The organism is Jejuia spongiicola (assembly GCF_023502325.1).
GTDB lineage: Bacteria > Bacteroidota > Bacteroidia > Flavobacteriales > Flavobacteriaceae > Wocania_A > Wocania_A spongiicola.
This window is the reverse complement of the sequence record NZ_JAMFLZ010000003.1, coordinates 210,016-225,361: the sequence shown is the minus strand read 5'-3', so window position 1 is coordinate 225,361 and position 15,346 is coordinate 210,016. Positions and strand designations below refer to the sequence as shown.

Sequence of the window (15,346 nt, the reverse complement as noted above, 5' to 3'; positions counted from 1 at the left end):
AATGAGTAGAAATTTAAACATTAAAAAACTAACAAAAAAGCAGTTAGAAGAAGCCCTGGAACAGAATTTGTATTGGGGTGATGATATCAGTTTAGTTCCTTTCTCTAAATCTAAAGCAAGATGGCTTTTAAAAAACGAGCGTATCAAAAATGATGATGTTTGTGCCATATTAAGCATAGAAAATAAAAACTTAGTATCGTTTATATTTTTAATTCCTGACTGGATTCATACTAACAATGGTATGACGAAAATTTTTTGGAGTAACCGCTGGTGGGTTCATGAAAAATATAAAAACTCAATTCTTTCTACATATACTCAGAATTTTTCTTTAGAAAGCACAAAAAATCAAGTTATAATAAAGTTTATCGGCGATGATACAATAGAATATTACAAAAAACAGCCTTTTACTAAGTTTTCTAAAAAAACAAGATACATTTTTGTGTTTGGTTTAGAAGAACAGCAAATATTATCGCGATTAAGTTTTCTTAAATTCTTAACTCCCCTACTAAAACTAATATCCAAGTCATCAAATTTTTTAATTACAAAAATTAATGCAAACAAAACTGCTACAAAAGAACTTCAATATAAGTCAGTGAATGTTATAAATGATGATGAGTGGCATTTTATTGAAAAACATACTTTAAACGATTTAATACCCAAGTCTAAAAACTATATAAACTGGCAAATAGATAACAGCCAATATACCAACACCAAATCTACCCCCTATCGGTGTCTTGTAACTAGTATTTCAAGAAGAATTTATAATGTCAATTTTTTTGTAATTCGTAATAATGAAATAATAGGGTTTATTTCTTCTCTTGTTAGGGATAACGAATATATTACTAGATATTTCCTTTGTGATATAGAGAACTACAACTTTTGCTTAGATGCACTAATGGAAAATTTTATAAAAACCCAATGTATATACTTGTTAGTTGAAGACGAAGGTTTAGGAAAAAAAATAAATAATAAGTTCATTAAAATATATAAAAACCTAAAAGAGCAAATATCATTAGCTCATAATGATATTGATATCGACTTTAAAAATAAAAAGGTGTGTCAACAAGATGGGCATTTTGCCTAATTAAAAGGTAGTTTCATGGAAGTAATTGATAAAATTAGTAGTAATCTTAAAAAATATGGTGATAATACCTCTTTTCATATTAATAATACCAATTACTCCTATAAAGAATTTTCACAGGTTATTTCTAATATTCGCTATTCATTAGCAAGTATAGAGCAGTCAAATATTGGTCTAATTACCTATGATGATATTGAAACTTATGCTTCTATATTTGCATTATGGTTTGAGGGAAAGTCTTACATACCTATTAGCCCTACTGCTCCAAAAGAAAGAAATAAATTTATTCTAAATGAAGTAAAAAGCAAGACTATACTAAGCTCTAAAAAATTATATGAGTATGAATCAGATTTTCATTTAATAACAACAAGCGGACTAGCAAATCAAAAAATAAATATTCAACCTAAGCAATACTCTAAAGAAAATTTAGCATATATATTATTTACCTCTGGTTCTACTGGCACTCCTAAAGGGGTTCCTATCTCTTTCAAAAACCTAAATAGCCTTGTAAAGAATATAAATTTAGATGCCAATCATAATATTTTCCCTACGGATAAATGCCTGCAAATGTTTGATTTAACGTTTGATTTTTCTGTTGTCACCTACTTGATGCCTTTATTAAATGGGGCTTCAGTTTATACAATTCCCAAGAATCAAATCAAGTATTTATATATATATAAGTTAATAATCAAACAACGTTTAACATACTTAATTATGGTTCCTTCAATTATTCATTATTTGAAACCATTTTTTAAGGAAATCGACGCAAAATATGTGAGGTATTGTTGTTTTGGTGCAGCTCCTTTATACATTGATGTTTTTGAGCAATGGAAAAAATGTATTCCAGAAGCAAAACTATATAATTCTTATGGTCCAACTGAGTTTACTGTTACCACGTCATATTATTCGTTTCAAGATAATGCAATTAACAGGACAAGGAATGGCGTAGTTTCGTTAGGAAAACCTATGAAAAACATTATTGCCATTGTTATTGACGATGACTTTAATATTTTACCTCCTAATACTGAAGGAGAATTATGTCTTGCAGGCCTACAATTGACCTCTGGTTATTTAAATAATGATAGCAAAAATAAATCATCTTTTTTTGAAATTAATCACCTAAATGAAAAAAATCGATTTTATAGAACTGGTGATTTATGTAGTATAGATGATGATGGTTATCTAATTTTTATAGGAAGAAAAGATTTTCAAGTAAAAATTGGAGGATATAGAGTTGAACTTGCAGAAGTTGAATTCCATGCCAAATTAAAGGAAAAAAGAGCTACTAATATTACTGCCATTGACATAACCAATAATCTAGGTAATACAGAGTTGGCCTTAGCTATTGAATCCCATTCTTTTGATACTCAGCCTATGCTTAATTACATGAAAACAAAAATGCCAGACTATATGATTCCTATGAAAATAAAGTTTATTAAGGAATTTCCCCATAATGCAAATGGGAAAATTGATAGAAAAAAATTAAAACAATATTTCGAAAATATTTAATTATGAGCAGAGAAGAAATTTTAGTAAAAGCTACACAAGCTTTTAGTACCATATTAGAACACTCAAATTTTAACCTTACAGATACTACTACAGCGGAAGATGTAGACGGTTGGGAATCAATAACACATATGATGATTATTTCAGAAGTTGAAAAAAAGTTTAGTATTAAATTTAAGCTGATGGATTTAATGGAAATGGCTAATGTTGGCGACTTATTAGATGCCATAGAATCTGAATTAGCATCCTCTGAAAATTAAGGTAAGATCTTTTTAACCAAAATTGAGAGGACAATAACCAATAGTCACCCCGAAGACAGATACAATTTTCAGCAAGCATGAATAGCAATTTAAAAACAACAGGGCTTACCAAAAGAATGTTAAGAGAAAGCATTCAAAAAAATACATATTGGAATCGTGGTATTGCTCCTTTTCATAAAAATAAAGCTATATGGCTTTTATCTAACAAAAGAATAGAAGAAGATGAGTATTGTTTCGTTATCACAACTGAGGACGAAAAAATAGTATCATTTGTCCACATGATACCTGACCTCTTAAACTTAAAAAATCAAGACCCTCAAAAAATTTATTGGATAGTTTATTGGTGGGTCGCCCCAAAATTTCAAAATTCAGTTGTAGCCACTTATACTTTTTACGAAGCATTAAAACTTTCCAATAATAAAATTATAATTAAATGGTATGCAGAGCATATTGCTGAATTTTATAATAAATTGCCCTTAACTGTTATAGCATCAAGATTACGTTACACAATTTTTCTAAGTTTAGATCCGTCAATGCTTGTTGGTAAATTTAAATTTCTTAAACCATTTCGTAGTATATTAGATAGCTTTGATTATATAATAGCTTCAATTATTAATAGAATAAACTACAATAAACTAAAGAAAACCACAAAAAATCTTTTTTACGATTATATAAATGAAATAGATTATGAAGCTTGGAAATTTATAGAGCCTTTGTGTAAAAATGACTTAATTATAAAATCTAAAGGCTATATCAATTGGTCAATAGATAATAAGCAATATACTCAAATCTCTGTACCGTCTAAGCAACGTTATAAAGTTTTAAAAACAGGTTCTAGTAATAATATACATATTCATAACCTTAAAATTATCCAGGATGGAAATATGATAGGCTTTTTGTCTTACATAGTAAACTACAATGAATTTAATGTTAAATACTTTTTAGTTGAAAAAGAAGAGCATTACAATTTATGTATTGATGTATTGATAGAAAATTTTATTAATAAAAAATCAAAATTTATTTTTACTGATGACACTAAACTAGCTAAAAATATAAAAAAACGTTTTTTAACTACTTTTACTCACAAATCTTTAAAAAAGGGATTGGCCCACAATAGCTTGGGGTTAAATATAGAAAACGCAAATCTATTAGACAGAGATGGTCATTTTTATTAATTATAATGTAGAGTAGTATATTTAATGAAATTTTTAAAAAACATACAAAAATCAATAGAAAATAATACTGAGTACAATGTGCTTTGTGTTAGTAATGTATACTATACTTATAACGATTTTGAGAGTGAAATAAAAAAAATCAGGTATGCAATAGTAAATTCTATTGACTCATCAGAAAAGTTAGTAGGCTTAGTAACAAATGATGACATACAAACATATGCCAGTATAATTGCTCTATGGTTAGAAGGAAAGGCTTATGTTCCGGTAAACCCAGACACTCCTTTAGATAGAAATCACCATATTTTCGAATCTACGAAAACCAAATATGTAATTGATTCTTCCAAAGAATCCGTTTATTCTAATTATGAGGTTATTAACTCAAGTGAGTTACAAAAACAGCATTCAAATTTGAGCCCAAAAAATTTTTCTGGATCTGAAAATGATATTGCATATATTTTATTTACTTCTGGTACTACAGGTACTCCAAAAGGGGTTCCAATTACATTTAATAATGTTCAAGCATTGGTAAACGCAATTGATGCAGAGCCTGGATTTAATCTTAATAATAAAGACAGATGTCTTCAAATGTTTGAACTAACTTTTGATTTCTCTGTAGTAACTTATTTGTTTCCATTATTAGCTGGTTCCTGTATGTATACTATACCAAAAGGAACAATTAAGTATTTTTATATATTTAAACTCATTAAAGAAAAAGCATTAACTGTTCTAACAATGGTGCCTTCTATAATAAACTATCTACGCCCCTACTTTCCAGAAATTAACGAAACATCTGTTAGATATTGCAGCTTTGGTGGAGGGGCCTTACACAGTGATATCGCAAAAGAATGGAGTGACTGCTTACCAAATTGTAAAATATTTAATTATTATGGACCTACAGAATTTACCGTTTACAGCGGTTTTTACCCATATAATAAAGATACTCATACTAAAGCCCATAATGGCATAATAGCTATAGGGACGCCTCAAAAGGACACTTTATACCTAGTAGTAAATGAAAATAATGAAGAAGTAGCAATTGGCGAAACTGGGGAGCTCTGTTTAGGCGGACCTCAAATAACACCTGGTTATTGGAAGAATGAAGAAAGAAATAAATTAAGTTTTTTCGTTAGAGCTGAAAATGGCAAAAATATAAGATACTATAAAACGGGAGATTTATGCCTTAAAGATGAGGAAGGAGATTTTCTTTATGTTGGGAGAAGTGATTTTCAAGTAAAAATAAGAGGGTATAGAGTTGAATTATCAGAGATTGAATTCCATGCCAAAACCAAATCTAAAGAAAAGGTTAATATGGTAGCTTTAGATATTTATAACAACCTTGGAAATGCCGAATTAGGATTAGCAATTGAATCTGAAACTTTTGATACCAAAGAAATATTTGAGTATATGAAATCAAAGATGCCTAGCTATATGGTTCCTATGCATGTACGGTTTATTAAAGAATTTCCGCATAGTATAAATGGTAAAATTGACAGAAAAGAATTAAAAAAATATTTTAATATAAATTAAATTTATGAATAGAAAAGAAATTTTAGAGAAAGTTTCAGCTGCTTTTTCAAGTATACTAGAACACAATAACTTTCAACTAAAAGACGAAACAACAGCTGATGATGTTGATGGCTGGGAATCAATAACGCACATGATGATTATTTCTGAAATCGAAAAAACTTTTAGTATCAAGTTTAAGTTGATGGATTTAATGAATATGAATAGTGTTGGAGACTTATTAAACACTATAGAATCTGAATTATTAATAAATTAGTAACTTCATTTCATATTTAAGCAAAAATCCCAAATAAAAAAAGTGAAAAAGATTGTAATAATTGGAGCTTCTGGTCACGCAAAGGTCATCATTGATATTATTGAAAAACGTAATGAATATCAAATAATCGGGCTAATAGATTCGTACAAAGAAGCTAATCAAAAAATAATGGGCTACCCCATTTTAGGAAAGGAAAATTTAATTCCTGAATTAATGATAAAAGACGGAGTAGTAGGTGGAGTAATTGCCATTGGTGATAATTGGTCCAGAAGTAAACTTAGAGATACAATAAAATCTTTAGCTCCTAAGTTTAAGTTTTTACCAGCTATACACCCAAATTCAACTTTATATAATAACTTAAAGATAAAACAAGGAGTTGTAATAATGGCAGGAGCTATTGTAAATTCTGATTCTTTAATAGAAGAATTTTGCATTTTAAATACAAAATCTTCTTTAGGACATGACAGCATAATGAAAAAGTTCTCCAGTTTAGCGCCAAATGCCACTACAGGAGGACATGTAAATATTGGTGAATTTTCAGCGATATCAATAGGAGCTACTATTATTCAAAGTATTAAAATTGGAAAACATTCAGTTATTGGAGCTGGCGCATTAGTATTAGAAGATATTGGTAATAATTTAATTGCATTTGGCTCACCAGCTAAGGATATAAAAGGAAGACAAAAAGGAGAATCATATTTAGCTAAATAATAAAACGATTTTATGTATACATTATTTTTTAAAAACATATTAGATTTTTTTATTTCTCTAATTGGTTTAATAATACTATCACCAATAATTGCAATAATCATAGTAGTATTAATTTTTACCAATAATGGTAAACCTTTTTTTTTACAATTAAGACCAGGAAAGTATGGTAAACTTTTTAAAATTATAAAGTTTAAAACAATGACAGATTTAAAGCCAAGTTTAAAAAAAGAAGAGCACAGTTTAAATCGTGTCACTAAAACAGGAGCTTTTATTAGAAAATATTCGTTAGATGAAATTTTACAACTAGTTAACGTTTTAAAAGGCGATATGAGTTTAATTGGTCCTAGACCTTTATTAGTTGAGTATTTACCATTATATAACAATGTTCAAAAAACAAGGCACAATGTAAGACCAGGTATTACAGGGTGGGCACAAATTAAGGGTAGGAATGCAATAAGTTGGGACCAAAAGTTTGAATATGATGTATGGTATGTTAAAAATTTAAGCTTTGGGTTAGATGTGAAAATTTTATTTCTTACGATGCTAAAAGTTATTAAAAAAGATGGTGTTAACACAAACGAAAATATGACTATGCCGGCATGGAAAGGTAATAATCCGTAAATAATTAATAAAAAAGTAGAATATATATAATGAAAGAGCCTATTAATAAAAAGAAGGTGAGAATTTATGGAGCTGGAGGTCATTCTCAAGTTATAAAAGAGGTTTTGGAAAAAAACAATTATTTAGTAACTGAAACCTTTGATGATAAACCTGAAGGCGTGCATCATGCTTCTAAAAATGTTTCTATCGGTGCCAGAAAAAGTCTAGCTAACTTTCCTCACTCTGGAGATCCTGTTATAATAGCTGTTGGAATAAATTCTGAAAGAGCAGAAATAGCTGAATTCTTAAAATGTGATTATGAGAAAGCCGTTCATCATTCAGCAATAATATCTGACACCTCTAAAATTGGGGAAGGAACTGTTGTATTTGCAGGTGCAATTATTCAACCTAACTCCACTATAGGGAAGCATGTTATTATAAATACAGGAGCTAGTGTTGATCATGATAATGTAATTGGAGATTTCGCACATATCTCTCCTAAAGCAGCTTTATGTGGGCATGTAGAAGTTGGAGAAGGATCTCATGTAGGTGTAGGGGCTGTAGTTATCCCAAAAGTAAAGATTGGCAAATGGTGCACCATTGGAGCTGGAACAATTGTTTTAAAAGATGTTCCAGATTATTCAACACTTGTAGGAAACCCTGGCGTAATAATTAAAACAAAAAAACCAAATTAAAAGTGAATACATACGATACAACATCAGATATTACATTTATTGGTTCTGGAATTTCAACCTCTTTCAGTATTATAAATTTTTTAGATCTTATCAATACTAGAGCCAGTATAAATGATAAAATATCTATAAGCATAATCGAAAAATATTCTGAGTTTAACATAGGCATCCCATATGGCTCAAGGTCTGGATTTTCAACCCTTCTAATAACATCTTTAAGAAACTTTTTAATTGAACCAGAACTTAGCTTATTTATTAAATGGCTTAACAAAAACAAAACATGGCTTTTAGAAGAGTTTGAAAAAGAAGGAGGCATTTTGTCAAAAAAATGGATTCAAGATAATAAAGATGATATTCAAAATAACAGATGGAAGGAACTTTTTATTCCAAGACGCTTTTTTGGTTGTTATATTAATTTAAGAGTTAATAATAAAATTAAAGAACTATCTGAAAAAGGGTACATCAATGTTAATTTTATTTCAGGAGAAGTAACCGATATTGAAAAAAATGAAAACACATATAAAATATCGCTACAGAATAACTATGAGATTGTTTCTAAAAAAGTAGTTTTATCTGTAGGCTCTTTACCCATAAACTATTTATGGAAAAACAAAGACATAATCCAAGAGAAAAACCTAATGTTTGTTAATAATCCCTATAAGCCAGAATTAGGGATTGTTTTAAACAAAATTAATAATTTTATAAAAAGTAGGGATACCAAAAAGGCCACAAATATTCTTATAGTTGGAGCTAATGCTAGTGCGCTAGAGTTAATTTACAAAATTAATGACTTCTCAAATGAGGAATACAAAAATACCAATTTCACATTTCTCTCTACACAAGGAACTATTCCTGATGCAATAATTGATGAAGAAAGGCAAAAAAAGTTTATTCCAAACTATTTAAATGAGCTAAAGAAAGAAAAAAATGTAACAGCAAAATCAATTGCTCATGCTACTTTTAAAGACCTTGATAGGGCTGATGAAATTAATTTAGGAGCAGCATCGACTGTAGATATAGTCTCTAAATATTTTGGCGTTTTACTAGAAGATCTTAATCCTAAGGAGCTTGAAATATTTGCTTGCCAATATGGAAATCAAATTGGAAAAAGACAGCGCTGCGCTGGTTTACATTACTCTAATGTTATAACTGATTTAGAAAAACAAAATAGATTTGTGCACATTGCGGGTCGTTTTAGCACCTTGAGTCTTGCAAGCAATGGCGATTACAATTTAGAATACATAGATACAGGTACAAAAAACGAAACTACGCATACAGAGCCTTTTCATGTTATTATTAATTGTGTTGGTAGCAAGAATTTAAATAGTGAAGATTTACCAATACTCTATCAAAATTTAATTAAAAAAAATTATTGCACCCCTAATCAGTCAAATATTGGATTTCATGTAAATAAATCTTTAGAAGCCCATGAAAACCTCCATATAATGGGGCCTATGCTGGCTGGTAATGTAATAGGTAATAGAGCTGTATGGCATGTTGAACACTGTGGAAGAATTATTTGGCTTTCTAAAATATTATCAAAGATTCTGTTTGATGATCTTTATCGTAACGATAATTACACTCCAAAAAGCTATGAATTGGAAATTCATAGCTTGAATAGCGATGCTTACATTAAAAGATATAGAAAATTATTAATAGAAAACTGGAACAATAATATCTACTATGCCTACGATCATTTAAAATATTTTGAAAATGAGACAAATGTCCTAAAATACTTTTTATTTAAAGTTAATGGTTCAAGTAAGATATTAATGCCAATCATTTTAAGACAGGTTGAGGTTAATGGTGAAAAAACTAAGCATTTTGACGCGATCACCCCATATGGATATAGCGGACCTCTGTATAACGGTGATGTTAATGAAGAATGTTTAAAAGAATTTTGGAAAGCGGTTGATAATTGGTATAAAGAAAATAATGTTATTACAGAATTTATAAGATTTAGCCTTAATGGAAACTATTCTGGGTATAATGGATTGTTAATAAATACCCTTAATAACGTAAAAGGAACGCTAGTATCAGATTTTGATTTACATTGGCTATCATTCTTACCTAAAGTACGGAATAATTACCGCAAAGCCGTTTCATATAATTTAGAGGTTAAAATTTTTGACACTCATGACATTAATGAAAATACTATTCAAATTTTCTTTGACATTTATACGGAAACAATGAAAAGGCTTAATGCCAAAGCTATATATTTCTTTTCACTGAATTATTTTAAAAGTTTAATATTAAATAATTTAAATGAGTTTTCAATTGCATTTGCTTACTTAGATAATATTCCTATTTCAACTGAGCTAATAATAAAGAATGACAAAACAATATTTGCTTTTCTTGGAGGAACCGATGCAAATTATTACAGTTATAGACCCAATGATTTTTTAAGGGTTGAAATTATAAAATGGGCTGTTAAAAGTAATTTAAAATATTATGTTTTGGGGGGAGGATTGAAAGATAAGGATGGTTTATATAAAAGTAAGAAAGCTCTTTTTCCAAAAAATGAAGACGTTGTGTTTTATACTGGCAGAAAAATAATTAATTATGAAGTATATGAAAGGTTATGTGGAGAACATATTGATGATTATGCTCAAATACATAAAGAAGAGCTGAAAAATTATTTTTTTCCTTTATATAGATTTAACAACAGGTAAGACAAATTCTGATAAATTACTATCTCCAAATGAATAAAAAGCATAGTGACTTTTTTTTTGAATATTATGAAAAATGTAGAATTCCCGATTCTTTTTCAGAGGTATTTTATACTCAGGAAGAAAAGATTTGGAGAAACTCAAATTATCAAGAAGTTAAAAACTTAAGTCTTGTTAATTCGGTTATGTTTGTTCCTCAATATATCAACCCAAGAGTAAACAATGACCTATTTAATGTAAAAAAAATAACTCAATTTTTTAAAGGTTATGCTATTCTTTTAGATGAATTTAAATCAATTGATGAATACTTAAAGTATCGTTTTAAAAAGAATGCAAAATCTATACGAAAACGAATTAAAAGATTAGAACTAAGTTTCCCTATAAGTTATCATTTCTATTTTGGCGAGATTTCTGAAAAAGACTATCACTTTTTTATGGATACTTTAAAAAAAATGATAATTAATAGATTTAAAGAAAGAAATGATATTAGCCAAAACTTATTAAACTGGGAACACTATCAAAAAATATTCTTTGATTTAATCAATGATAAAAAAGCATCTCTCTTTGTAATAAAAAATGAGGAAGAGCCTATTTGTGTATCAATAAGTAATCATTTTAATGGAAAGATGTTTAGCTCTGTATCGTCTTATGATATTGATTTTGCAAAATTCAGCATGGGTAGCATTGAAATTTACAAAAAATTAGAGTGGTGTATAGAGAATAGCCATAACACATATGAATTTGGTATGGGTGATTTGAGTTATAAGCGAGAATGGTCTAACAATATTTATAATTTTGAATATCAAATTATTTATCCAAAAAAATCAATTATTGCGAAAATAAAGGCTACCGTTGAATATATAAAAGTGAATTTAAAGGAAAGTGTTTACAAACTAGCATATGTGCGTTATAAAAAATGGAAAACTAAACGAAAAAAAAGTATCCCATTCCACCCAAGCTATAATGTGCATTCTATTGAAGAAATAGCAGATTATAAAAGTTTAAGTAAAATTGATTACAACTTAAAGAGTCATTCATTTTTAAGAAAGCCAGTTTTTGATTTTTTATATTCTAACATGGAAAATGTCATAAATGTAGAGGTATTTGAATTATCAAAACAAGAAAAATCATATTTAATCATAGGGCAATCTAATAAACAAAAAATCATTTTTGATTAGCAAAGAGATAATTTTATAGAATAGTGAATAATAACAAATTAATAGCAAATCTTAAAGTCATAGATAAAAAAAATGAATGGCAAAATACGCTTGAAGGTATTGGTCATTATGATTTTTATCACACTTATGATTATCATCATTTATCAAAGTCTAAGAATGAAAAAGCTATACTATTAAAATATGAAGAAGAAAATAAAGTAATTTGTTTTCCTTTAATAATAAGAAAAATAAGTGATTCAGGTTTTTATGATGCAACATCTGTTTATGGCTATTCTGGACCATTACAAAAAAATATAGATAAAAATTTTAAAAATGATGCTTTTTCTGAAGCATTAAATAATTACTTCATCAAAGAAAAAATAATATCGGTTTTTTCAAGATTAAATCCATATATAGCAAATCAAGATATTGTGCTCAATCATATTGGTGAAATAAAAAGATTGTGGAAAGTTGTTAATATAGACCTCACTATTGATTTAAAAAAGCAACGTGAGCTTTACTCCAGAACCACAAAACGGTATATAAACAAATGTCGAAAATTATGTGATATAATAATAAGTAATTCAGCTTCAAGTATAGATGATTTTGTTGACTTATATTATGAAAACATGAATCGTGTAAATGCTAAGGAAAATTATTATTTTTCCAAAGAATATTTTTTGAAGTTCATTAATGGAGAAGATTATAAAACAGATATAGTGCTAGCTGTTTTTAAAGAAACTGGGGAAATTATATCCGCTGCATTAATGGTAAAAACCAATGACATTGTACAATATCATCTGTCTGGTACAAAAGCTGAATACTTATACTTATCCCCTATTCGATTATTGATAGACGAAATGAGAATTAAAGCCACATTAAAAAACAAAACTTATTTTAATCTTGGAGGAGGTTTAGGAAATACTGACGATGGTCTATTTAAATTTAAATCATCATTCTCAAAAGATTATAAACCATTTAAAATATGGAAGCACATAGTAAATAATGATGCTTATGATAGCTTAGTAGAACAATATGCAACTTCAGATTGTGACTCAAGCTTTTTCCCTTTGTACAGATGTAATGGCTTATAACGTTTCTAATTCTTTAGCTATATGATTAGCAATTAAGCTTCTACCATGATTATTCCAATGCCTATCATAAATTAAAGTAGTTGGTGTTTGAGATTTATTTAGAACTTCATAAAAATCTATATATCTATAATTATTTTTATTTAAATACTCCAAAAATATTTGGGGTGTAATATTTGAGTCTAAAAGAAGGGTAAATCGCTTTTTATCATAGTCGTATTTTTCTATTAAAGATTTAAAATTTTCTATATATTCCAAATGTACTTTTTTAATATCCTTCTCAGTTTTTTCTTTAGCGATTTTCTTTGATTGTTTTTTAAAAAGAGAAGCCAATTTACCAATAATATCAAACACAGGGTCAAAAAGCCCATTATTCTGAGCATACACTATTAGTTTTACTTTACGAATGCCATTGTACAAAGGTGTTTCCAAATGCATCCTATCTTGAACTACATTATACTCACCTCTTGTTAAATCATTTTCAAATTTTAATCCTAAAATTACATAGTCTATTTTATCAAATACATCTTTATAGGCGTGAATTAAGTGCAATTGATCTGCAAAATCATAGCCAGCATATCCAAATTCATAAACTTCTACATTGTTTAATCTATTCTCAATTTTTTTTCCAATAGAATTATAATAATGCTGATGAAACCCTTCAATAAAAGAGTCACCTACTAAAGCTAGCTCTACTTTACTATAAGATGGTGTAAACTCTCTGTAGGAATTATATCCTGAGTTATTAATTTTATATTCAGAAAAGTTTTGTCTCCTTATTCCTGTTACTGATTTCCCTGCCTGATTAGGCACCCATTTTTCTACATTAAATTCATCGACATAACGTGAAGGATAGTCTTTAGTTAAATGAAAAACACGTATTACAACTTCTAACACTAACAGTATTAAAAAGGCGTATAGAATGATTTTTAATATTAATTTTTTCATTTTATTTTTACTTAAAATTGAAAATAAATAAACGATCTATCAATACTGTCATCGTAAAACAATAACATAAAAAGAATTATAATGACATACATAATGAATCTCACAACTTTTGATTTGAATTTAAAAGGAGAGCGTTCGTCTTTTCTAATTCTATATTCATATAAAACAAATAGTATTATAAGAACATAGTAGTCAATCATTCTGTAACCATTTGGGTGATGGTAAACTTCGTAAGTAAAGTTAGATATTATTACTTTTATAAATGCAAAGGCATCAGAAATAGATTCCGATCTAAAAAAGATTCTAGAAAATGTTACTATTCCAAAAGTTAAAACTACTTGACCAATTTCTTTTAATGATGGAAAAATTGTGTACTCACCTACTACACTATTTTTATAAATAGTATTTCTTCCCAATAAAAATACAGGAATAAATGCAAGTGCGTGAAATGCTCCCCAAAAAATAAATGTCCAATTTGCTCCATGCCAGAAGCCGCTAACTAAAAAAATGATAACAATATTTCTTACAGATTTAAGCTTACTAACACGCGACCCGCCTAACGGTATATACACATAATGTCTGAACCATGTTGAAAGCGATACATGCCATCGCTGCCAATATTCTGCAACGTTTCTTGAGAAATTTGGAAATTTAAAGTTAGACATTAATTCTATACCAAATAATTTTGCAGTACCTATAGCAATATCAGAATATCCACTAAAATCGCCATAGACTTGAAAACTAAATAAAGTCACTCCTAGAATAAGTGTAGATGCAGGGTAGTTTGCATAGTTTGCAAAAATATCATCAACTATTGGCCCTAAAGAATCAGCAATAACTACCTTTTTAAAAAGCCCCCATAGTATTAACTTTAAACCACTTACAGTTCGATCATAACTAAACTTTCTTTTACTCGTAATTTGTACTAATAAATTAGATGCGCGCTCAATTGGCCCTGCTACTAATTGTGGAAAAAAACTAACAAATGCAGCAAACGATAGAAAATCTCGAGTGGGCTTTAGTTTTCTATAATAAATATCGAACGAATAGGACATGGTTTGAAAGGTGTAAAACGATATTCCTACTGGTAGGATCACGCGTAATGTCCAAGTGCTTTTCATATTATAACCAAACATTGAAAACATATCTACCCAAGAATCAACAAAAAAATTGTAATACTTAAAAAAGCCTAAAAGGCCAACATTAAAAAGAACACTTACCCATAGCCACGATTTTCTTATAGATTTTTTTTCACTTGAATCTATGTTAATTCCAACTATGTAATCAACTATGGTACTAAGTAATATAAGTGAAAGAAACCTCCAATCCCACCAGCCATAAAATAGATAACTAGCAAAAAGTAGTAGGAAATTTTGTGCCTTTAGATTTTTTTTTAAAACTAACCAGTATAGTGAGAAAACTATAACTAAAAATATAAAAAAGTCTAAAGAATTAAATACCATGCATTATAAATTAAAAATGTATGAACAGTCGAAATATAATTAAATGTCTTACAATGCTTTAACTAAATCAAAATTATTCTTTGAATTACAAAATTATTATACAATCGGTATTGAAATAATGCTAATAAAATGTTTTTAAATAATTCTAATATAATTTATAACCATGAGAGACTATGTCGAAATAATTGGCTATTAATCTAATAATAAATCATA

14 protein-coding genes are annotated in these 15,346 nt (G+C 28.4%); 12 read left to right on the top strand and 2 right to left on the bottom strand.

All coding sequences use genetic code 11. The annotated features are described in order from the left end of the window. The first annotated feature begins 1 nt into the window (after position 1). From M3P09_RS08255 to M3P09_RS17435, 12 genes are all read left to right on the top strand, one after another. The gene (locus M3P09_RS08255; protein WP_249972753.1) at positions 2-1,084 is read left to right on the top strand and encodes a hypothetical protein; all 1,083 of its coding nucleotides are present in this window, start codon (positions 2-4) and stop codon (positions 1,082-1,084) included. Between the two features lie 15 nt (positions 1,085-1,099). Beyond that, positions 1,100-2,590, top strand: coding sequence for an AMP-binding protein (locus M3P09_RS08250; protein WP_249972752.1), 1,491 nt, complete (start codon positions 1,100-1,102; stop codon positions 2,588-2,590). Positions 2,591-2,592: 2 nt separating this feature from the next. Next, positions 2,593-2,847 carry an acyl carrier protein gene (locus M3P09_RS08245; protein ID WP_249972751.1) on the top strand — a complete coding sequence of 85 codons (255 nt, stop codon included), beginning with the start codon at positions 2,593-2,595 and terminating at the stop codon, positions 2,845-2,847. A 77-nt stretch (positions 2,848-2,924) separates the two neighbouring features. After that, positions 2,925-4,022 (top strand): hypothetical protein, encoded by a 1,098-nt coding sequence (locus M3P09_RS08240; protein WP_249972750.1) that lies wholly within the window; start codon positions 2,925-2,927, stop codon positions 4,020-4,022. Positions 4,023-4,046: 24 nt separating this feature from the next. Then, positions 4,047-5,549, top strand: coding sequence for an AMP-binding protein (locus M3P09_RS08235; RefSeq protein WP_249972749.1), 1,503 nt, complete (start codon positions 4,047-4,049; stop codon positions 5,547-5,549). Positions 5,550-5,553: 4 nt separating this feature from the next. Beyond that, the gene (locus M3P09_RS08230) at positions 5,554-5,802 is read left to right on the top strand and encodes an acyl carrier protein (RefSeq protein WP_249972748.1); all 249 of its coding nucleotides are present in this window, start codon (positions 5,554-5,556) and stop codon (positions 5,800-5,802) included. A 42-nt stretch (positions 5,803-5,844) separates the two neighbouring features. After that, the gene (locus tag M3P09_RS08225) at positions 5,845-6,513 is read left to right on the top strand and encodes an acetyltransferase (protein WP_249972747.1); all 669 of its coding nucleotides are present in this window, start codon (positions 5,845-5,847) and stop codon (positions 6,511-6,513) included. A gap of 12 nt (positions 6,514-6,525) precedes the next feature. Next, positions 6,526-7,134, top strand: a complete 609-nt coding sequence (locus M3P09_RS08220; protein WP_249972746.1) for a sugar transferase — start codon at positions 6,526-6,528, stop codon at positions 7,132-7,134. 29 nt (positions 7,135-7,163) lie between these two features. Next, positions 7,164-7,808 carry an acetyltransferase gene (locus M3P09_RS08215; RefSeq protein ID WP_249972745.1) on the top strand — a complete coding sequence of 215 codons (645 nt, stop codon included), beginning with the start codon at positions 7,164-7,166 and terminating at the stop codon, positions 7,806-7,808. Between the two features lie 2 nt (positions 7,809-7,810). Beyond that, positions 7,811-10,477 (top strand): GNAT family N-acetyltransferase, encoded by a 2,667-nt coding sequence (locus tag M3P09_RS17440; protein ID WP_249972744.1) that lies wholly within the window; start codon positions 7,811-7,813, stop codon positions 10,475-10,477. Positions 10,478-10,506: 29 nt separating this feature from the next. After that, positions 10,507-11,652, top strand: coding sequence for a GNAT family N-acetyltransferase (locus tag M3P09_RS08205; protein WP_249972743.1), 1,146 nt, complete (start codon positions 10,507-10,509; stop codon positions 11,650-11,652). A gap of 23 nt (positions 11,653-11,675) precedes the next feature. Beyond that, positions 11,676-12,725 (top strand): peptidoglycan bridge formation glycyltransferase FemA/FemB family protein, encoded by a 1,050-nt coding sequence (locus tag M3P09_RS17435; RefSeq protein WP_249972742.1) that lies wholly within the window; start codon positions 11,676-11,678, stop codon positions 12,723-12,725. Here M3P09_RS17435 and M3P09_RS08195 read toward each other — a convergent pair. Next, positions 12,720-13,670, bottom strand: coding sequence for a hypothetical protein (locus M3P09_RS08195; RefSeq protein WP_249972741.1), 951 nt, complete (start codon positions 13,668-13,670; stop codon positions 12,720-12,722). The genes M3P09_RS17435 and M3P09_RS08195 overlap by 6 nt on opposite strands. A gap of 11 nt (positions 13,671-13,681) precedes the next feature. After that, positions 13,682-15,133 carry an MBOAT family O-acyltransferase gene (locus M3P09_RS08190; protein WP_249972740.1) on the bottom strand — a complete coding sequence of 484 codons (1,452 nt, stop codon included), beginning with the start codon at positions 15,131-15,133 and terminating at the stop codon, positions 13,682-13,684. Between the last annotated feature and the right edge of the window lie 213 nt (positions 15,134-15,346).

Coding starts and splice junctions, on each gene's coding strand:
- M3P09_RS08195 (WP_249972741.1), bottom strand. CDS start 13,670: ATGAAAAAATTAATATTAAAAATCATTCTATACGCCTTTTTAATACTG.
- M3P09_RS08255 (WP_249972753.1), top strand. CDS start 2: ATGAGTAGAAATTTAAACATTAAAAAACTAACAAAAAAGCAGTTAGAA.
- M3P09_RS08240 (WP_249972750.1), top strand. CDS start 2,925: ATGAATAGCAATTTAAAAACAACAGGGCTTACCAAAAGAATGTTAAGA.
- M3P09_RS08220 (WP_249972746.1), top strand. CDS start 6,526: ATGTATACATTATTTTTTAAAAACATATTAGATTTTTTTATTTCTCTA.
- M3P09_RS08245 (WP_249972751.1), top strand. CDS start 2,593: ATGAGCAGAGAAGAAATTTTAGTAAAAGCTACACAAGCTTTTAGTACC.
- M3P09_RS08235 (WP_249972749.1), top strand. CDS start 4,047: ATGAAATTTTTAAAAAACATACAAAAATCAATAGAAAATAATACTGAG.
- M3P09_RS08250 (WP_249972752.1), top strand. CDS start 1,100: ATGGAAGTAATTGATAAAATTAGTAGTAATCTTAAAAAATATGGTGAT.
- M3P09_RS08190 (WP_249972740.1), bottom strand. CDS start 15,133: ATGGTATTTAATTCTTTAGACTTTTTTATATTTTTAGTTATAGTTTTC.
- M3P09_RS08230 (WP_249972748.1), top strand. CDS start 5,554: ATGAATAGAAAAGAAATTTTAGAGAAAGTTTCAGCTGCTTTTTCAAGT.
- M3P09_RS08205 (WP_249972743.1), top strand. CDS start 10,507: ATGAATAAAAAGCATAGTGACTTTTTTTTTGAATATTATGAAAAATGT.
- M3P09_RS08215 (WP_249972745.1), top strand. CDS start 7,164: ATGAAAGAGCCTATTAATAAAAAGAAGGTGAGAATTTATGGAGCTGGA.